23 protein-coding genes and 2 rRNA genes (1 of these 25 only partly in view) are annotated in these 18,920 nt (G+C 35.2%); 24 read left to right on the plus strand and 1 reads right to left on the minus strand.

Annotated features, from left to right (window positions below):
- The 12 genes from MKZ18_RS00230 to rsmI all read left to right on the plus strand — a co-directional run.
- Positions 1 to 208: ribosomal RNA gene (locus MKZ18_RS00230) — 23S ribosomal RNA — on the plus strand; it begins 2,727 nt to the left of the window's first position.
- 101 nt (positions 209 to 309) lie between these two features.
- A 5S ribosomal RNA gene (gene rrf / locus MKZ18_RS00235) occupies positions 310 to 425 on the plus strand.
- A gap of 151 nt (positions 426 to 576) precedes the next feature.
- Positions 577 to 759: a sigma factor G inhibitor Gin gene (locus MKZ18_RS00240; protein WP_025909803.1), complete on the plus strand. Its 183-nt coding sequence runs from the start codon at positions 577 to 579 to the stop codon at positions 757 to 759.
- Positions 760 to 873: 114 nt separating this feature from the next.
- On the plus strand, positions 874 to 2,307 hold the full coding sequence (locus MKZ18_RS00245; protein WP_225002334.1) for an aminotransferase class I/II-fold pyridoxal phosphate-dependent enzyme: 1,434 nt from the start codon (positions 874 to 876) through the stop codon (positions 2,305 to 2,307).
- 13 nt (positions 2,308 to 2,320) lie between these two features.
- Positions 2,321 to 2,947, plus strand: coding sequence for a dTMP kinase (gene tmk / locus MKZ18_RS00250; protein WP_025909805.1), 627 nt, complete (start codon positions 2,321 to 2,323; stop codon positions 2,945 to 2,947).
- 54 nt (positions 2,948 to 3,001) lie between these two features.
- Positions 3,002 to 3,331, plus strand: coding sequence for a cyclic-di-AMP receptor (locus MKZ18_RS00255; RefSeq protein WP_025909806.1), 330 nt, complete (start codon positions 3,002 to 3,004; stop codon positions 3,329 to 3,331).
- Positions 3,332 to 3,368: 37 nt separating this feature from the next.
- Positions 3,369 to 4,361 carry a DNA polymerase III subunit delta' gene (gene holB, locus MKZ18_RS00260; RefSeq protein ID WP_318757615.1) on the plus strand — a complete coding sequence of 331 codons (993 nt, stop codon included), beginning with the start codon at positions 3,369 to 3,371 and terminating at the stop codon, positions 4,359 to 4,361.
- A 4-nt stretch (positions 4,362 to 4,365) separates the two neighbouring features.
- Positions 4,366 to 5,193 (plus strand): PSP1 domain-containing protein, encoded by an 828-nt coding sequence (locus tag MKZ18_RS00265; protein ID WP_318757614.1) that lies wholly within the window; start codon positions 4,366 to 4,368, stop codon positions 5,191 to 5,193.
- Positions 5,194 to 5,207: 14 nt separating this feature from the next.
- Positions 5,208 to 5,573, plus strand: coding sequence for a DNA replication initiation control protein YabA (gene yabA, locus MKZ18_RS00270; protein ID WP_025909809.1), 366 nt, complete (start codon positions 5,208 to 5,210; stop codon positions 5,571 to 5,573).
- Positions 5,574 to 5,623: 50 nt separating this feature from the next.
- A complete protein-coding gene (locus MKZ18_RS00275) occupies positions 5,624 to 6,370 on the plus strand; it encodes a tRNA1(Val) (adenine(37)-N6)-methyltransferase (protein WP_025909810.1) in 747 nt (248 codons plus the stop codon).
- Positions 6,357 to 6,644, plus strand: a complete 288-nt coding sequence (locus MKZ18_RS00280) for a GIY-YIG nuclease family protein (protein ID WP_025909811.1) — start codon at positions 6,357 to 6,359, stop codon at positions 6,642 to 6,644. Before MKZ18_RS00275 ends, MKZ18_RS00280 begins: the two co-directional genes overlap by 14 nt.
- Positions 6,622 to 7,497, plus strand: coding sequence for a 16S rRNA (cytidine(1402)-2'-O)-methyltransferase (rsmI, locus tag MKZ18_RS00285; RefSeq protein WP_025909812.1), 876 nt, complete (start codon positions 6,622 to 6,624; stop codon positions 7,495 to 7,497). Before MKZ18_RS00280 ends, rsmI begins: the two co-directional genes overlap by 23 nt.
- A gap of 24 nt (positions 7,498 to 7,521) precedes the next feature.
- Here rsmI and MKZ18_RS00290 read toward each other — a convergent pair whose 3' ends face one another.
- A complete protein-coding gene (locus MKZ18_RS00290; RefSeq protein WP_025909813.1) occupies positions 7,522 to 7,806 on the minus strand; it encodes an AbrB/MazE/SpoVT family DNA-binding domain-containing protein in 285 nt (94 codons plus the stop codon).
- Positions 7,807 to 8,311: 505 nt separating this feature from the next.
- Between MKZ18_RS00290 and metG the strand changes: the two genes are divergently transcribed.
- The 12 genes from metG to glmU all read left to right on the plus strand — a co-directional run bounded on the left by metG (position 8,312) and on the right by glmU (position 18,904).
- Positions 8,312 to 10,324, plus strand: a complete 2,013-nt coding sequence (metG, locus tag MKZ18_RS00295) for a methionine--tRNA ligase (RefSeq protein ID WP_225002335.1) — start codon at positions 8,312 to 8,314, stop codon at positions 10,322 to 10,324.
- Between the two features lie 72 nt (positions 10,325 to 10,396).
- Positions 10,397 to 11,167, plus strand: coding sequence for a TatD family hydrolase (locus MKZ18_RS00300; RefSeq protein WP_138117513.1), 771 nt, complete (start codon positions 10,397 to 10,399; stop codon positions 11,165 to 11,167).
- A gap of 167 nt (positions 11,168 to 11,334) precedes the next feature.
- Entirely contained in the window at positions 11,335 to 11,895 is a 561-nt protein-coding gene (gene rnmV, locus MKZ18_RS00305; protein ID WP_025909816.1) for a ribonuclease M5, read from the plus strand.
- A complete protein-coding gene (rsmA, locus tag MKZ18_RS00310; RefSeq protein WP_025909817.1) occupies positions 11,892 to 12,770 on the plus strand; it encodes a 16S rRNA (adenine(1518)-N(6)/adenine(1519)-N(6))-dimethyltransferase RsmA in 879 nt (292 codons plus the stop codon). Before rnmV ends, rsmA begins: the two co-directional genes overlap by 4 nt.
- Before the next feature lie 85 nt (positions 12,771 to 12,855).
- On the plus strand, positions 12,856 to 13,722 hold the full coding sequence (gene yabG / locus MKZ18_RS00315) for a sporulation peptidase YabG (protein ID WP_076513780.1): 867 nt from the start codon (positions 12,856 to 12,858) through the stop codon (positions 13,720 to 13,722).
- A gap of 291 nt (positions 13,723 to 14,013) precedes the next feature.
- On the plus strand, positions 14,014 to 14,247 hold the full coding sequence (gene veg / locus MKZ18_RS00320) for a biofilm formation stimulator Veg (RefSeq protein WP_025909819.1): 234 nt from the start codon (positions 14,014 to 14,016) through the stop codon (positions 14,245 to 14,247).
- A gap of 147 nt (positions 14,248 to 14,394) precedes the next feature.
- Complete coding sequence (locus MKZ18_RS00325) at positions 14,395 to 14,568, plus strand: small, acid-soluble spore protein, alpha/beta type (protein WP_025909820.1); 174 nt, start codon at positions 14,395 to 14,397, stop codon at positions 14,566 to 14,568.
- Between the two features lie 180 nt (positions 14,569 to 14,748).
- Positions 14,749 to 15,618 (plus strand): 4-(cytidine 5'-diphospho)-2-C-methyl-D-erythritol kinase, encoded by an 870-nt coding sequence (gene ispE / locus MKZ18_RS00330; protein WP_144593879.1) that lies wholly within the window; start codon positions 14,749 to 14,751, stop codon positions 15,616 to 15,618.
- 56 nt (positions 15,619 to 15,674) lie between these two features.
- The gene (gene purR / locus MKZ18_RS00335; RefSeq protein ID WP_025909822.1) at positions 15,675 to 16,496 is read left to right on the plus strand and encodes a pur operon repressor; all 822 of its coding nucleotides are present in this window, start codon (positions 15,675 to 15,677) and stop codon (positions 16,494 to 16,496) included.
- A 20-nt stretch (positions 16,497 to 16,516) separates the two neighbouring features.
- Positions 16,517 to 16,894: a RidA family protein gene (locus MKZ18_RS00340; protein WP_025909823.1), complete on the plus strand. Its 378-nt coding sequence runs from the start codon at positions 16,517 to 16,519 to the stop codon at positions 16,892 to 16,894.
- 144 nt (positions 16,895 to 17,038) lie between these two features.
- The gene (gene spoVG / locus MKZ18_RS00345; protein WP_025909824.1) at positions 17,039 to 17,329 is read left to right on the plus strand and encodes a septation regulator SpoVG; all 291 of its coding nucleotides are present in this window, start codon (positions 17,039 to 17,041) and stop codon (positions 17,327 to 17,329) included.
- Positions 17,330 to 17,524: 195 nt separating this feature from the next.
- Positions 17,525 to 18,904: a bifunctional UDP-N-acetylglucosamine diphosphorylase/glucosamine-1-phosphate N-acetyltransferase GlmU gene (gene glmU / locus MKZ18_RS00350; protein ID WP_025909825.1), complete on the plus strand. Its 1,380-nt coding sequence runs from the start codon at positions 17,525 to 17,527 to the stop codon at positions 18,902 to 18,904.
- Positions 18,905 to 18,920: the final 16 nt, after the last annotated feature.

Here is an 18,920-nt window from a genome sequence, read left to right on the forward strand (position 1 = left end):
CAGTTGTCTTGCCAAAGGCATCGCTGGGTAGCTATGTGTGGACGGGATAAGTGCTGAAAGCATCTAAGCATGAAGCCCCCCTCAAGATGAGATTTCCCATAGCGCAAGCTAGTAAGATCCCTGAAAGATGATCAGGTTGATAGGTCAGAGGTGGAAGCACGGCGACGTGTGTAGCTGACTGATACTAATCGATCGAGGACTTAACCAAATTAGAAAAGCGAAGGCGACTAATTAGGAGCCATAGCTAGATAGTAAACTTAGTACTCAGCAAAATGTTATCTAGTTTTGAGAGAATAATCTCAAAACATGTCTGGTGGCGATAGCAGAGAGGTCACACCCGTTCCCATGCCGAACACGGAAGTTAAGTTCTCTAGCGCCGATGGTAGTTGGGACTTTGTCCCTGTGAGAGTAGGACGTTGCCAGGCACATTTAAAAGACTAGCTAAATTAGCTAGTCTTTTTATTTTGTTTTAACAAGGTATAAGCTATCTGCGTATAATGTATTGTAGACTTAAAATTCTCATAGGTATAGGAAATAAACAAATGGTTCACAATGACATAGTGGAGGTGTAGAATAATGAACGGAAAAAATCATGATACAGTTTGCTTAGTTTGCAATCAAAGAACAGTTAAAGGTATTACAATTTTTTCTTCATTGATATGTCAACACTGTGAAAAAGATATTACAGAAATAAATTTATCCAATCAGCAATATGATGATATTTTAAATCAATTAAAGAAAATAGAAATTTATAAATAAACCTGAAGTCCTTTTTAAGGGCTTTTTTGCATGATGAAAAAGCTATTGCGAATTTGTTATAATAGACACAGTCTTGATTTATAAATGTGTAAGAGATAAAAGGAGATTATAAGTTTGGAACATCTACGAAGCAAACTGCCTTTATATGATTGCGTTTTAAATCATATCAATAAAAGGCCTCTATCTTATCATGTACCGGGACATAAGAGTGGTTATGTCTTTCCTAAAGGTGTTGAAAAAGATTTTCTACAGTTCTTAAAATATGATTTAACAGAAATAACAGGCTTAGATGATTTGCATGAAGCAGAAGAAGCTATTCAAGACTCTCAGATATTAGCTGCCAACTTATACGGGGTAGATCAAACATATTTTTTAGTGAATGGCTCTACTGTGGGCAACTTAGCTGCAATATTATCTCTTTGTGAAGAAGGAGATAGTATTATTGTGCAAAGGGATTCGCATAAGTCAATCTTTAATGCAATTAATTTAGCAAAAGCCAATGCTATCTTTGTTTCTCCTGAAGTTGATTTGATTTCAAAATTAACGGTAGGTATAAATGTTGAAGATATCAAACAAGCCCTTAAAGTCGCTCCTAGTTCGGTAAAAGCAATTGTCTTAACAAATCCTACTTATTACGGTGTTTCAACTGACTTAGCTCCGATTGTTTCATTGGCACACAAACATTCTATTCCGGTTGTTGTGGATGAAGCTCACGGCGCTCATTTTATTTTAGGAGCTCCTTTTCCAAAGTCAGCTACAGAGTTTGGTGCAGATATTGTTATCCAATCCGCTCATAAGTCACTGCCAGCAATGACAATGGGCTCATATTTACATGTGAAAGGAAACTTTATTAATAAAAATAGATTATCTTATCTTTTGGGTGCTTTACAATCTAGTAGTCCATCTTATCCTATTATGGTTTCTTTAGATATTGCACGTTATTATGTAGAGTGTTTAAAAAATGAAGGTACAGCAAAAATTAAAGCTAATTTAAAAGGATTTTATAACGAATTAAATCAGATTGATACCCTTTCTATTGTAGAGTTAAATCAGGAGGGGAATCTTAAGGTTGATTTATTAAAACTCATCTTATCATCTACGCGACTCACTGGTTATGAGCTTCAGGCAGCTTTAGAAGCGGAAGGAATATATACAGAGCTAGCAGATCCTTTGTATGTTTTATTAGTGCTACCTTTATCATCATCATTTGATTTTAGTGATACGTTATTGCGAATCAAAAAAGCAGTTGGATTAAGTACACAAGGTGGGTTTGTAAAAGATATGATTCATACTCTTTACTACCCTGAAAAAATTACACATAAAATATATACTCATAAAAATGAAACCGAGATAGTTTCACTAGATACCGCTGTAGGAAAGATATGTGCGGAAACCATTATACCTTACCCACCAGGCATTCCACTGCTGTTAGAAGGTGAAGAGATTTCATTACATCATTTAAAGTATTTAAAGCAAACCTTATCTTTTAAAGGTAAAATACAAGGAAGTACAAATATAAGACATGGGTTCATTCGTGTGTTTAAGTAAAAGGGGAATTGCAATGCAAAAGGGAATTTTTATTACATTTGAAGGGCCTGAGGGTGCTGGAAAGACGACAGTTATTCAAATGGTTGAAAATATGTTAAAAGAAAAAGGAATAGATGTTGTTCTGACAAGGGAACCAGGTGGTATTTCAATCGCAGAGCAAATTCGTGAAGTTATTTTAAGTCCTAAAAACAAAGAAATGGACGGTAGAACAGAAGCTCTTTTATATGCGGCAGCTAGAAGGCAACACTTAGTTGAAAAAGTTATTCCCATGCTAGAACAGGGTAAAGTTGTTATATGTGATCGATTCATTGATAGTTCTCTTGCATATCAAGGGTACGCGAGAGGTTTAGGCATTGAAGAAGTATTGGGGATTAATCAATTTGCTATTGATCACCTTATGCCAGATTTAACTTTTTATTTAGATATTAGACCTGAAATAGGATTACAGCGAATAGAAAAAGGTCGTAGTCATGAAATTAATCGTTTAGATTTAGAGAAAATCGACTTTCATTATAAAGTAAGAGAAGGGTATAAACTTTTATTAAATCAATTTCCAAATCGTATCAAAGAAGTTAATGCTGAGCAAAGCGTTGATGATGTATACAACGATATATGTGATGTGTTAAGAGGATTTTTGTAAGCAAATAATTCTTGATATAATAAAGTAAATAAGTTCATAATGAGGTGCATATTCATGAAATTAGTAATTGCAGTTATACAAGATTCAGATAGTACAAAGTTGTTAAACGCATTAGTTGAAAAAGGTTTCCGCTCAACAAAATTATCTAGTTCTGGCGGTTTTTTAAAATCTGGAAATACAACCATTATGATTGGAACAGAAGACGAAAAAGTTCAAACGGTGTTAGATATTATCAAAGGTGAATGTCAAAATCGTAATCAATTTATTTCTCCAGTTTCTCCAATGGGTGGTAATGCAGATTCATATATTCCTTATCCAGTGGAAGTAGAAGTTGGAGGAGCAACGGTATTTGTGTTGCCAATTGACCAATTTCATCAATTTTAAAAAATTGCCTTACAATTGAAGTAGAAAGTGTGATGAAATGAATAAAAAGTGGGGAGAGCTAGAAGGTGTCCAACCAACTGCTCTTAGAATGTTAAAAAACAGTATTGTGAAAGATAGAGTAGCTCATGCTTACCTGCTTGAAGGAAGTAAAGGAACTGGAAAAAAGGAGATTAGCTTTTTATTTGCAAAACGATTATTTTGCTTAAATCCTCATAAACATGAACCATGCTATGAATGTATTAACTGTAAAAGAATTGATTCTGGTAATCATCCGGATGTACATTTTATTGAGCCAGATGGCTTATCAATTAAAAAAGAACAAGTACAATATTTACAAGCTGAATTCACAAAAACTGGTGTTGAATCCAATAAGAAGTTATATATTATTAATCATGTTGATAAGATGACAGTAAGTGCCTCTAATAGTTTATTAAAGTTTTTAGAAGAGCCAACGGATGGTACATATGCAATCTTGTTAACAGAGACTATTCAGAAGCTGTTGGATACAATTATATCTAGATGTCAGGTTATTTCTCTTCGTTCTTTAACAGAAAAACAATTAGCCGAACAACTAATGAACCATAACCTTTCCAGAGCAGATGCAACGCTGATGCCATACTTAACAAATAGTATTACAGAAGCAATTGAATTAAGTGAAGATGAATGGTTTGGACTTGCAAGAAAGTTAGTGATACAATTATATGAAGTGTTAACAACTAGACCTCAACAAGCGCTTCTCTTTATTCACGAAAAATGGGTACCTCATTTTAAAGAAAAAGAACAAGCTCATATTGGGTTAAATTTACTAATGCTTCTGTATCGCGATGTTTTAACGTTGCAAGTAGAAGAAGAGCCAATGCTTATTTATTTTTATAAAGAAGATCATTTAAAATCTCATGCACTTCAAGCTACTCAACAAAAAATTATTGCAAAGATTGAAGTCATTTTAAGAGCTAAAAATAAATTAAATTCAAATATGAATATACAGTTATTGATGGAACAGCTGGTGTTGGATTTGCAGGAGGGATAAAAGCTTGTATGATGTAGTAGGTGTTCGCTTTAAAAAAGCGGGTAAAATATATTATTTTGATCCTGGTGATTTAACAATACCAGATGGGGAGTTTGTTATTGTTGAAACAATCCGTGGTGTTGAATTTGGTAGGGTTGTTATTAATAAAAAGCAAGTCAGTGAACATGATGTTGTTCTCCCACTAAAAAAAGTCATTCGTATTGCAGAGCCTAAAGACAAGCTCATTGTTGAGGAAAACAAACAAGCTGCTAGCGAAGCATATGGTGTATGTGTTCAAAAGATTCAGGCACATAACCTAGATATGAAGCTAGTAGATGTAGAATATACATTTGACCGTAATAAGGTAATCTTTTATTTCACAGCAGATGGACGTATCGACTTCAGAGAATTAGTAAAGGATTTAGCAGCCATCTTCCGTACACGTATTGAATTACGTCAAATTGGTGTTAGAGATGAAGCGAAACTTCTTGGTGGTATTGGTCCTTGTGGAAGAATGCTTTGTTGCTCAACTTTCTTAGGAGATTTTGAGCCAGTGTCAATTAAAATGGCAAAAGACCAAAACTTATCGTTAAATCCTACAAAAATTTCAGGGTTATGTGGTCGTCTCATGTGCTGTCTTAAATACGAAAATGATGAATACGAAACAGCGAAAGAGCAGCTTCCTGATATTGGATCTACCATTAAAACACCTGAAGGTTCAGGTCGTGTAATAGGTCTAAATATTTTAGAGCGTATTATACAGGTAGAATTATCAAATCATGAGCAAATCTTAGAGTATACATTAGATGAAATTATTAATGAAGGTGCTGTTTCGTTTCAAGCCACAGATTAACGAGGTGGGTAAAGGTGGATAAAAAAGAGATTTTTGATTCGGTTACAAATATGGAGGAACAAATTGGTCACTTATACAAACAATTAGGAGACTTAAAAGAGTATTTAGCTGAACTAATTGAAGAAAATCATCACTTACAGATTGAAAATGACCATTTGCGCCGCCGCCTTGACCAAACCAATTTGGAAACAAAGCCCAAAAGTCATAATCAAAAGGTAAGTAGTCAAACAAAAGTACAAAAGCAGATAGATATCGGAGAAGGATACGATAATCTAGCTAGACTGTATCAAGAAGGCTTCCATATTTGTAACATTCATTATGGTAGCGTCCGTCAAGATGGAGATTGTTTGTTTTGCTTATCATTTTTAAATAAAAAATAACAAAGCCTCTCCACAAGGAGAGGCTGCTTTTGTATAAGGAGAAATGGAACATGGTTCAATTATATGAAGATGAACGACTTGATTATCTATTAGCGGACGAAAGTATGCGCATTATTCAAAGTCATTCTGTCTTTTCATTTTCATTAGATGCTGTTTTGCTATCAAACTTTGCGTATGTACCTATAAAAAAAGGGAATATCATTGATTTATGTACAGGGAACGGAGTTATACCTTTATTTTTATCAAAGCGAACAAATGCTAAGATTACGGGTGTAGAAATTCAAGAGCGTTTAGCTAGCATGGCCACTAGAAGTGTTGATTACAATAACTTAAATGATCAAATTAACATTGTTCTAGGCGATTTGAAGGACATGCCACAGAAATTAGGGCATGGAAAGTATGATGTAGTAACATGTAACCCTCCTTATTTTCCTACTCCTAAAGTTGATGAGCAAAATAAAAATGAGCATTATGCAATTGCTAGGCATGAAATTCATTGTAATCTAGAAGATGTGATTCGTGTAAGTAGTCAACTAGTAAAGCAAGGGGGAAAGGTCTCAATTGTACATCGACCAGGTCGACTTGTTGATATCATTACGTTAATGAGGGCATACCGTTTAGAGCCAAAACGCTTACAGTTTATCTATCCGAAGAAAAATAAAGAAGCTAACACCATTTTAATTGAAGGAATTAAAGATGGTAATGCAGACTTAAAAATCCTTCCACCACTCGTTGTTTATAAGGAAGACAATGAATATACAAACGAGCTAAAGGAAATTTTGTATGGAACAAACTAAGCATTATTTTTACGTATTAGAATGTAAAGACCAAAGCTATTATGCAGGATACACAAATAATTTGAATAAGCGTTTAGCCGTTCATAATAGTGGCAAAGGTGCTAAATATACTAAAAGTCGTTTACCAGTTGTACTTTTATGGCATGAAGAGTACGAAACTAAAATTGAAGCCATGAAAAAAGAATACTGGTTTAAACAGTTAAGCCGTAGACAGAAAGAACAATATATCCTAAAGGAGCAGAAGAAAAGTAATGAACTCACAAAAAAGTTATGAAGGAATTGAAGACAAAGGAGTATTATATCTAATCCCAACACCTATTGGTAATCTAGAAGATATGACATTTCGCGCAATTCGATTATTAAAAGAAGTAGATTATATTGCTGCAGAAGATACAAGGCATACAAAGAAGCTGTGTAACCATTTTGAGATTGGGACACCAATCGTTAGCTATCATGATCATAATAAAGAAACGAAAACCGAGAGGCTTATTCAAGATTTAGAAAAAGGTCTTAAAATTGGTCTTGTGAGTGATGCTGGTATGCCATGTATCTCTGATCCAGGATATGAATTAGTAAGAGAAGCGACCAACAAAGGTTATACTGTTATTCCTTTACCAGGTGCGAATGCTGCGTTGACAGCTTTGATTGCTTCTGGACTACCTACTTATGAATTCTATTTTTACGGTTTTTTAAATCGAAATAAAAAAAGTAAAAAGGAGGAACTTCAACTTTTATCTATAAAAAAAGAAACGATGGTTTTCTATGAAGCACCTCATCGTTTAAAAGAGACGTTAAAATTGATGTTTGAAGCCTTTGGAAACCGAGAGATTGTACTATGTAGAGAGTTAACAAAGCGTTATGAAGAGTTTTTAAGAGGAACTATTGAAGAAGCAATAATTTGGGCTAACGAAACAGAACTTAGAGGAGAATTTTGTTTCATTGTTTCAGGAACAACTGAAGACATTATAGAAGATAAAGAAGCTTGGTGGACAGAGTTAACAATTATTGAACACGTGAACTATTATATAAATGATCAGCAATTTAGTAATAAGGATGCTATCAAACAAGTAGCAAAAGATCGTAATCAATCAAAAAGAGAGATATATAGTGAATATCATGTGAACTAAAAAAGCTGTCGTTAGACAGCTTTTTTAGTTTGAAGATTGTAGATTATTTTCAAGTTCTTTCATAATTTGTTCTGCACCTTCACGGCTTAAAATTAGCTTACCACCAGCTAATTGAATATTTTCATCTGAAACTTCACCAGTTACTTGGCAAGTCATGTTTGGTTTATATTTCTTTAAAATGATACGCTCTTCATCAACATAAATTTCTAACGCATCTTTTTCAGCGATCCCTAATGTACGACGTAATTCAATTGGAATTACTACACGTCCTAACTCATCAACTTTACGAACAATACCTGTAGATTTCATCTTATTTTCCCCTCTCACCTTTTAGTTTTCTATGTTATTACTTTCGTCATTATTCGACAAATTCAACGTACTTTTATAATACCAACGTTTCCAAAACTAGTCAATCATTTTGTATGTAAAAAAATGTAGATGGAAATAAAAAAATATAAAAACACTTATATAAAAAGGGTTTGTGAAGAATACCAATAATATCTTTAGGTAGTATATTGAAAAAAATAACATAATAAATTTGATATAAAGATGATTGAATTCAAGCTTTTTTAATCAAAAATTCATTTTTCGACAAAATAAGACAAAAACTACTTTCTTTAGAGTTCATCCAAAAAGTAATAAGGTATTTTATCTATAAAAGAGGCAAAAATGGTAGAAGTAAACAGCATTTATTTAAATTTCTAATGTCTTTAGCTAGATGGTTTTCAAAACGTCCTAGAAAATAGTATTATAGAAGATAGAATAAATAGTTGATTTTATTTTTGTTCGAAATACAAAATACTGTATTTGGGAAGTGTTTAAACGGATTTTGGAGGTTATACAGATGGGAAATAATACGTTTTACATTACCACGCCAATTTATTATCCAAGTGGTAAATTACATATAGGACATGCGTATACAACAGTTGCAGGGGATGCAATGGCTCGTTATAAGCGATTAAGAGGATTCGATGTTCGTTATTTAACGGGTACGGATGAGCATGGGCAAAAAATTCAGCGCAAAGCAGAAGAAGAAAATGTGACTCCTCAGCAGTATGTAGATAATATTGTAGCAGGGATTAAAGACTTATGGGGGAAAATGGACATCTCCTATGATGACTTTATTCGCACCACAGAATCTAGACATAAAGAGGTTGTTGATAAAATCTTCAATCGTTTACTGGAGCAAGGTGATATTTATCTAGATGAATACGAAGGCTGGTATTCAGTTCCTGACGAAACTTACTATACGGAACTTCAATTAGTAGATCCAATTATTGAAGATGGAAAAGTAGTGGGAGGAAAAAGTCCAGACAGTGGGCATCCAGTGGAATTAGTAAGAGAAGAATCTTATTTCTTTAAAATGGGTAAATATGCAGATCGTTTATTAGCTTTTTATGAAGAAAATCCAACCTTTATTCAACCGGAATCTCGTAAAAATGAGATGATTAATAATTTCATTAAGCCAGGATTAGAAGACTTGGCTGTTTCACGCACAACCTTTGATTGGGGTATTAAAGTTCCAGGGAATCCCAAGCACGTTATTTATGTATGGGTTGATGCATTATCAAACTATATTACAGCATTAGGATACGGCACTGAAAATGACGAATTATACAAAAAGTACTGGCCTGCTAACGTTCATCTTGTAGGAAAGGAAATTGTTCGTTTCCATACAATTTATTGGCCAATTATTTTAATGGCATTAGATTTACCTCTTCCAAAGAAAGTCTTTGCACACGGATGGTTATTAATGAAAGATGGTAAAATGTCTAAGTCAAAAGGGAACGTCGTTGATCCAGTAACATTAATTGATCGCTACGGCTTAGATGCTTTACGCTATTATTTATTAAGAGAAGTCCCTTTCGGTTCGGACGGAGTGTTCACACCTGAAGCATTTGTAGAGCGTATTAATTTTGATTTAGCAAACGATCTTGGTAATTTAGTTAACCGTACAGTAGCAATGATTAATAAGTACTTTGATGGTGTCATTCCTATGTATGAGGGGAATGTAACAGAGTTTGATGCTCAGCTTGTGCAAGCTCAAAAAGATATGGTGAAAAAATACGAAGAATCCATGGAAAATATGGAGTTCTCAGTGGCATTATCAGCGGTTTGGCAGTATGTAAGTCGTACAAATAAATACATTGATGAAACAAAGCCTTGGACCCTGGCTAAGGATGAAGAGAAGCGTAATGAATTAGCTTCAGTAATGGTACACTTAGCAGAAGCTATCCGTCATACAGCTGTTCTCCTACAACCATTCTTAACGAGAACACCAGAAAAAATCTTTTCACAGATTGGTGTGAAAGAAGATGTGTTAAAGAGTTGGGAAAGTATTGAAACGTTTAACATGCTTCGTGAAGGTACGAAAGTAGAAAAAGGTGAACCAATGTTCCCACGTCTAGATCGTGATGAAGAAATTACATTTATTAAAGAAAAAATGTTAAGTTCATTGCCAGCACAGGAAGAGAAAAAAGAAGAGGTTCAGCCAGAACAAAGTGAAGAAATTAGTTTAGATGACTTCTTAAAGGTTGATTTACGCGTAGCAGAAATTATTCATGCTGAGCCTGTAAAGAAAGCAGATAAGCTATTGAAAATCCAGCTAGACTTAGGCTATGAAAAACGTCAAGTTGTATCAGGCATTGCTAAATTTTATAAGCCAGAGGAACTCATTGGCCGTAAAGTCATCTGTATTGTGAATTTAAAGCCAGTAAAATTACGTGGAGAACTTTCACAAGGAATGATTTTAGCGGGTGAGGATGCTAATGGCTTATCACTTGCAGAGGTTGACCAATCTTTAAGCAACGGAACTAAAGTAAAATAATAAGATAAGGGGGCGTTTCACGTGGAACACGGGAAAGCCCTCTTTTATTTCGTAAATGAAAGGAGCACTAATATGTTATTTGATACACATGTACATTTAAATGCAGACCAATTTAATGATGATTTAGAGGATGTTATTGAAAGAGCAAAAGAGCGCAATGTAGAAAAGATGGTCGTGGTTGGGTTTGATGAACCAACCATTAATCGAGCGATGGAACTTATTGAAAAGTATGATTTTATGTATGCTAGCGTTGGTTGGCATCCCGTAGATGCTATTGATATGAAAGATGAACATTTAACTTGGATTGAAGAACTAGCAGCACATCCTAAAGTGGTGGCTATTGGAGAGATGGGATTAGATTATCATTGGGACAAGTCACCTAAAGATATACAAAAAGAAGTATTTCGTAGACAAATTCGTTTAGCGAGAAAAGTAAATCTTCCAATCATTATTCATAATCGTGATGCAACAGAAGACGTCATAACCATTTTAAAGGAAGAGTCAGTGGAAGAAGTTGGTGGTATCATGCACTGCTTTACTGGGAGCATTGAAGTTGCTAAACAGTGTATGGATATGAATATGTACATCTCATTTGGTGGACCTGTCACGTTTAAGAATGCGAAGAAGCCAAAAGAGGTAGCAGCTGAAATTCCACTTGATAAATTATTAATAGAAACAGATTGTCCATATTTGACACCTCACCCTTATCGAGGAAAGAGAAATGAACCAGCATATGTCTCATACGTAGCAGAACAGATTGCGGAATTAAAAGGTATTAGCTACGATGAATTAGCAAAGCATACTACTGAAAATGCGCTAAAATTATTCCGAATTAATGACTAAATGTTTAACATATCTATTGGTTTAAAACAATGTTAAAATAAAAAGTATTAAATGGAATAACACTTGCAGAGGGCCTTGCAATCCTCTGCCTTTTTTCAGTTGATTTCATACTGATAGGTTAGAAGCAAAATGAAGAGAGAAAGACTTCATTTTTGAGGAGGTTCATAATGAAGATTAAAGAAATAATTGTGGTTGAAGGTAGGGATGACACTGTTACAATTCGTCGAGCAGTACAAGCTGATACAATTGAGACGAACGGTTCAGCCGTAAACGATGAAACCATTGAAAAGATAAAGCTAGCACAACAAACGAGAGGCGTTATTATCTTTACAGATCCTGATTATCCGGGTCAGCGTATTCGTAATATTGTTTCAGAAAAAGTTCCGGGATGTAAGCATGCATTTTTGTCAAAAGAACAAGCAAAAGGTAAAAATGGAAAAGGTATAGGCGTTGAGCATGCGTCTATTGAAGATATTAGACAAGCTTTACAAGACGTGAAACAAGAATGGCAAGGAATCGATGAACAAATTACACAAGAGGATTTAATTGTTGCTCGCTTAATAGGTGATAGTGAAGCAAAAAGTAGGCGTGAGAGAATAGGTAAATCTTTGAAAATTGGTTATGCAAACGGAAAACAGCTACACAAAAGACTAAAAATGTTTCAAATTTCAAAAGATGAGTTTATCAAAGCCGTTCAGAAAATTAATCAGGAGGAACAAAAATCGTGACAAAAGATATTGCAACCCCAACTCGTACGAAAGAAATTTTAAAGAAATACGGATTTACGTTTAAAAAGAGCTTAGGACAAAACTTTTTAATTGATACTAATATTTTAAATCGTATTGTTGACCATGCTGAGTTGACAGATGAGACAGGAGCTATTGAGATTGGTCCTGGGATTGGGGCTCTAACTGAGCAATTGGCAAAGCGCGCAAAAAAAGTATTGGCTTTTGAAATCGACCAACGCCTGTTACCCATTTTAGCTGACACGCTTTCACCTTATCCGCACGCTAAAGTCATTCACCAAGACGTACTTAAAGCCAACTTGAAAGAGACTTTAGCACAAGAGTTTGAAGGTATTGAAGACTTAATGGTAGTAGCAAACTTACCTTATTATGTTACAACTCCAATTCTAATGAAGTTGCTAGAGGAGCAGATTCCTGTTCGAGGAATTGTTGTTATGCTACAAAAAGAAGTAGCTGACCGTATCGCAGCAAAGCCAGGGACAAAAGATTATGGTTCTCTTTCTATTGCTATTCAATACTATACGGAAGCTGAAACAGTTATGGTCGTCCCCAAAACGGTATTTAACCCTCAACCAAATGTTGATTCAGCTGTTATTCGCTTAATTCGACGTAATGAACCAGCCGTAAAGGTTGAAAATGAAGCATTCTTCTTCAAAGTTGTCAGAGCAAGTTTTGGTCAAAGACGTAAAACCATCTTAAATAATCTAGTGAATAATTTACCTAATGGAAAAGCAAATAAAGCTGCGATTGAACAAGCTCTTTCAGAAGCTTCAGTTGATCCAAAAAGAAGAGGAGAAACATTATCAATTGAAGAGTTTGGTAAGTTAAGCGATGAGCTAGGAAAATCGTTCGCATAGAATAATCACCTTTTTGCTTCGTGTTCATAGGCTATGAAGAGAGTTGAATATTTAGCTTTTAAGTAGTAAAGACGGAGTGAAGTTTATGAATATCAAAATTGGTGATATTGTAACACGTCCTTCTTATGATCGCGATTTGTTATTTCGCGTAATCGCGGTTAATGAAGGAGAGGAACAATATGCAACATTAATTGGAGAAGATATCCGCCTTATTGCTGATGCTCCTTTATCCGATTTAGAAGTTGTAGATGTTCAAGAGCAACAGCGACGGAAAGAACAAGAAGAGCAACTGTTAGAGAGGTCTCTAAAGCTGTTACGTCAAGATTACGACCTCATTCGAGAAAAAGCCGAATATGGTATGACAAATGGGTATAATCATTCACACCGCCTTTTTCAGATGCCAGGCAAGGTGCTACATGTAGATGGAGACCCTAACTATTTACAGAAATGTTTAGCAGTGTATGAAAAGATAGGCGTTCCTGTATATGGTGTACATTGTACAGAATCAGAAATGCCAAATAAAATAAGCGCCTTATTAGAAGAAGTGAGGCCTGATATTTTAGTATTAACTGGACATGATGCCTATTCAAAGTCAAAAGGTAATAAAAATGATTTATTAGCCTATCGCCACTCTAAATATTATGTAAAAACGGTATACGAGGCAAGACGTAAAATTGCAAATCTAGATCAGCTTGTGATTTTTGCTGGCGCTTGTCAATCTCACTTCGAACAGCTAATACAAGCAGGTGCAAATTTTGCAAGTTCACCATCCAGAGTGAACATTCATGCTCTAGATCCTGTGTATGTTGTAGCAAAGTTAAGTTTTACGCCTTTTAATGATCGTATTAACGTGTGGGATGTATTGCGTAATACATTAACAGGTGCAAAGGGGTTAGGTGGAATAGAAACCAGAGGACTTTTACGAACAGGTATGCCTTATGAAGCGGAATAATGAGTATAAGTCTGTTATGCAAAAGAGGATTTTAACCTTTTGTATAGCAGTTTTTTTATCTATATCTATATCATAGGTGAATTTATGTGCTATACATTTCTTTTATAAGAATTATTTTAAATAAATGTAAAACTTATACATATTGTAAGTTTGTTTGCACAAAATATAAAGGAAATGTAGATTTATGTAGAAAATTATTTGTTGACATCATTAGACATACATTGTTATAATTTTATGTTTTTGACTTTTTTATCTTTTTGTGTTACACTACGTATAGTGAGGTGGACCAATATGGCGAAAACTTTATCTGATATTAAGCAAGCGCTGGATTTGCACCTAGGTCAACGATTGACTTTAAAAGCAAACGGTGGACGAAGAAAAACGGTAGAGCGTTCAGGAGTCTTAACTGAAACGTATCCTTCTGTTTTTATTGTGGAGCTAGATCAAGAAGAAAACTCTTTAGAGCGAGTTTCTTATAGCTATGCCGACGTGTTAACTGAAACGGTTGAGCTAAAGTTTTTTTAAACCAAAAGTAATATAGTACGTAGCGGTGAGCAGTGGACGTTTTTGGTTTACTGCTTTTTTTATTGGGCTTTTTTTCAAAACATACTCTCTCTTTGGTGATTTATACTATAAGTACGGTTTGAGGTGTTTTAAAGGAGGCTTTACTAAATGAGCAGACGTCGAGGCGTTATGTCAATGAAATGTAAAGAGGAATTGGCTAAAGAACTTGATTTTTATGATGTTGTAAAAAGCCATGGATGGGGTGCTATTCATTCCAAGGATGCAGGTAACATGGTAAAGCGTGCCGTAGAGATAGCGAAAGAACAGCTGGCTAAGTCTTAGGTAGTAAACATGTTCTACTTGCTTTTTTAGAATAAAGGAATGAGGATCCGAAGTGGAAATCACTTCGGCTTTTTAGTGGTTTTTATACTTTTATACACTGTTTATGTAAAGATATATAAACCTTCCCATTTTGTGATAAAATAACTTTACAATTGATTAGATGAAGTAGGTGAAAGATTTATGAAGTTAATGGTTAAGGCACCAGCTAAAATAAACTTGTCCCTTGATGTGTTACATAAGCGTACGGATGGTTATCATGAAGTTAAGATGGTCATGACAACAATTGATTTAGCAGACCGTATTGAGCTTTCGGAGCGTGAAGATGGTCGAATCGTTATTTATTCACATAATCGTTTTGTTCCTGATGATCAGCGGAATTTAGCATATCAAGCTGCACAGCTGCTTAAAAAGCGTTGCAAAGTGGACAAGGGTGTCAATATCTTAATTGATAAGCAAATCCCTGTAGCGGCTGGTTTAGCAGGAGGAAGCAGTGATGCAGCAGCTACCCTTAGAGGGCTGAACCAATTGTGGGACTTAGGTTTGTCTCTAGATATGCTTGCAGAGCTTGGAGCAGAAATTGGGTCTGACGTATCGTTTTGTGTGTATGGTGGCACAGCCCTTGCAACAGGAAGAGGAGAAGTAATTGAACATATTGAAGCACCTCCAAACTGCTGGGTGATTTTAGCAAAGCCAGAAATAGGTGTATCAACAGCAGATGTATATCGCAATTTAAAGGTGCAAAATGTGAGTCATCCTAATGTAGAAGGGATGATTGAAGCAATTGAATCAGGAAATTATAGGGAAATGTGTAAATGTGTAGGGAATGTATTAGAAGAAGTAACGTTAAAGATGCATCCGGAAGTTTTATTAATTAAAGAACAAATGAAGCGATTTGGAGCAGATGCAGTTCTCATGAGCGGTAGCGGACCAACGGTTTTTGGACTTGTACAGCATGATTCTCGTATGCACCGTATTTATAACGGCTTACGAGGTTTCTGTGATAAGGTATACGCTGTCCGGCTTATTGGAGAACGAATAACGCTTGAATAAATACGTATATTAGTGTTATATTTATAATAAAATATTCGGATTTTAGGGAGGAAGTTATGAAGTTTCGACGTAGTGGACGTTTAATTGATATGACGAATTATTTCATTCAAAACCCTCAGCGCCTTATTCCTCTGACATATTTTGCAGATAAATATAACTCTGCAAAATCATCTATAAGTGAAGATATGGCGATTATAAAGCAAACTTTTGAACAACAAGGTATTGGTACGCTTGTTACTTTACCAGGGGCAGCTGGTGGCGTGAAATTTATGCCAAAGATGTCAAATGAAGAAGCAAGTCAACTTGTTGAAGAGTTATGTGGGATGATTGAAAAACCAGAGCGACTATTACCCGGTGGATATTTATATCTCACAGATATTTTAGGAGACCCTCGTGTTGTAAATAAGATTGGTCGCCTATACGCATCTTTATTTGCTAATCGCAAAATCGATGTAGTTATGACTGTGGCAACAAAAGGAATTCCAGTTGCTTATGCAGTAGCACAATACTTAGATGTACCGGTTGTGGTAGTAAGAAGAGATAGTAAAGTAACTGAAGGTTCAACGGTAAGTATTAATTACGTATCCGGTTCTTCAAAGCGTATTCAAACCATGCTGTTAGCCAAGAGAAGCCTAGCTGTAGGGTCGAACGTTTTAATTATTGATGATTTTATGAAAGCAGGCGGAACAGTTAATGGGATGATTAGCTTGCTTGAAGAGTTTGATGCAACAGTTGCGGGAATTGGAGTTTTAGTTGAATCAGAAGACATTGAAGAGCGTCTAGTAGATGAATACATCTCTCTTGTACAACTGAAAGATGTTAACATAAAAGAGAAACATATCAGCGTACAGGAAGGGAACTATTTAAAATATATTTAAGGTTGGGGGAGGAAGTAATCATGTTACAAGTTCAAACAAAGCAAGCGCCACAGGCTATTGGACCTTATTCTCAGGGAATTGTTGTTAATAATTTATTTTACAGTTCAGGGCAAATTCCTTTACGTCCAGATGGAACGCTAGTTGAAGGGGATATTAAAACACAAACTGAACAAGTATTTCAAAACCTTAAAGCAGTTTTAGAAGAAGCTGGTGCTTCACTGAATACGGTAGTAAAAGCAACTGTATTTATTAAGGATATGGATAATTTTGCTGACCTTAATGAAGTATATGCACAATACTTTGGTGATCATAAACCTGCGCGTTCATGTGTAGAAGTAGCAAGGTTACCAAAAGATGTTTTGGTTGAAATTGAAGTAGTTGCGCTAGTAAAAGGATAAATTAACTAACTAAAACCAAATTATTTCCAATTGTTCACTTTTTTTGCGAAAATTTTCTAAAAACTTTTCTGTAGAAGCAGGAAAAACAAAAATTCCGTGGAATCTATGTAGTAAAGCTTCGCATAGGAAAAGGTGGTGAACAAAATGGAAGTAACTGACGTTAGATTACGCCGCGTAAACACTGAAGGACGTATGAGAGCGATTGCTTCAATCACATTAGATGGTGAATTTGTTGTTCATGATATTCGAGTGATTGATGGTAATAACGGCTTGTTTGTAGCAATGCCAAGTAAACGTACACCTGATGGTGAGTTCCGCGATATTGCACATCCAATTAATTCTAATACTCGCGGAAAAATTCAAGATGCTGTTTTAGCAGAGTATCATCGATTAGGTGAACTAGAAATTGAATTTGAAGAAGCGGGTGCTTCATAACATATGATAGATTAAAAGCCTACTTGACGGTAGGCTTTTTATTTTGTCCGTCTCTTCTATCCATAAACTTTCTTCATTATAAAAATTTAACAAAATTTTAAAATAAAATGAATGACTTTCGAATGATTTCTTGAAATGAGGTCATTTTTGATATAATATTCTTAATGGATAAAAAGGTAAAATTGGAGGCCTGTTATGTCAAAAAGATATGCAGTCATATTGGCAGCTGGTCAGGGTACACGTATGAAGTCATCTTTATATAAAGTGTTACACCCTGTGTGTGGAAAACCAATGGTACAACATGTAATCGACCAAGTGTCAAATGTTTCATTAAGTAAATTAATTACTGTTGTAGGCCATGGTGCCGAAAAAGTGAAATCACATGTTGGAGATAAAAGCTTATTTGCTTTGCAAGAAGAGCAATTAGGAACAGCTCATGCAGTCATGCAAGCAGAATCTTTACTTGCACATGAAAAGGGTACGACAATTGTTGTTTGTGGTGATACGCCACTTATTACAACGGAAACAATCGAAGCGTTGCTCAAGCATCACGAAGAGACAAATGCAAAAGCAACAATTTTAACAGCTCATGCTCAAGATCCAACTGGATATGGGCGAATTATTCGCAATAGCTCTGCCTCAGTTGAAAAGATAGTTGAGCACAAGGATGCAACTGAACAAGAGAGAGCAGTAAAAGAAATTAATACAGGTACGTATTGCTTTGATAATGAAAAGCTATTTGAGACGCTTTCAAAAGTATCAAATAACAATGTTCAAGGTGAGTATTACTTGCCGGATGTGATTGAGATTTTGAAAAATGAAGGGGAAATCATTTCAGCTTATCAAACAAGTGACTTTGCTGAAACATTAGGTGTAAATGATCGCTTTGCGCTTTCACAAGCAGAAGAAACAATGAAGAAACGTATTAATAAGAAACATATGTTAAATGGGGTAACAATCATTGACCCATCTAACACATATATTTCAGCAGATACAGTCATTGGACGCGATACGGTTATTTATCCAGGAACAGTAATTCAAGGTGCTGTATCCATCGGTGAAAACTGTGAAATCGGACCTAACAGCGAAATCAAAGATTGCCAAATCGGACATAATACATCTATTCGCCATTCAGTCGCTCATAATAGTGAAATTGGTCAATCCGTAACGATTGGACCATTCGCGCATATTCGTCCACAATCTATGATTGATGATGAAGTAAGAATAGGAAATTTTGTCGAGATTAAGAAAGCATCATTTGGTAAAGGAAGTAAAGCTTCACATTTAAGTTATATTGGGGATGCAGAAGTAGGTCAGAATGTAAACTTGGGGTGCGGATCAATTACCGTTAATTACGATGGGAAAAACAAATTCTTAACTAAGATTCAAGATGGTGCATTTGTTGGTTGCAATTCAAATTTAATTGCACCAGTAACGATTGGAGAAGGCGCTTATGTAGCCGCTGGATCTACCGTTACAGACGATGTGCCGGGTAAAGCTTTATCAATTGCTCGTGCAAAACAAGTTAATAAAGAGAACTACGCTGAAAAGCTTGATATTAATAAAAAATCCTAACGGAGGTTTTACAACA

Origin of the sequence: Priestia sp. FSL W8-0001, from assembly GCF_038050335.1 — a bacterium.
GTDB lineage: Bacteria > Bacillota > Bacilli > Bacillales > Bacillaceae_H > Priestia > Priestia flexa.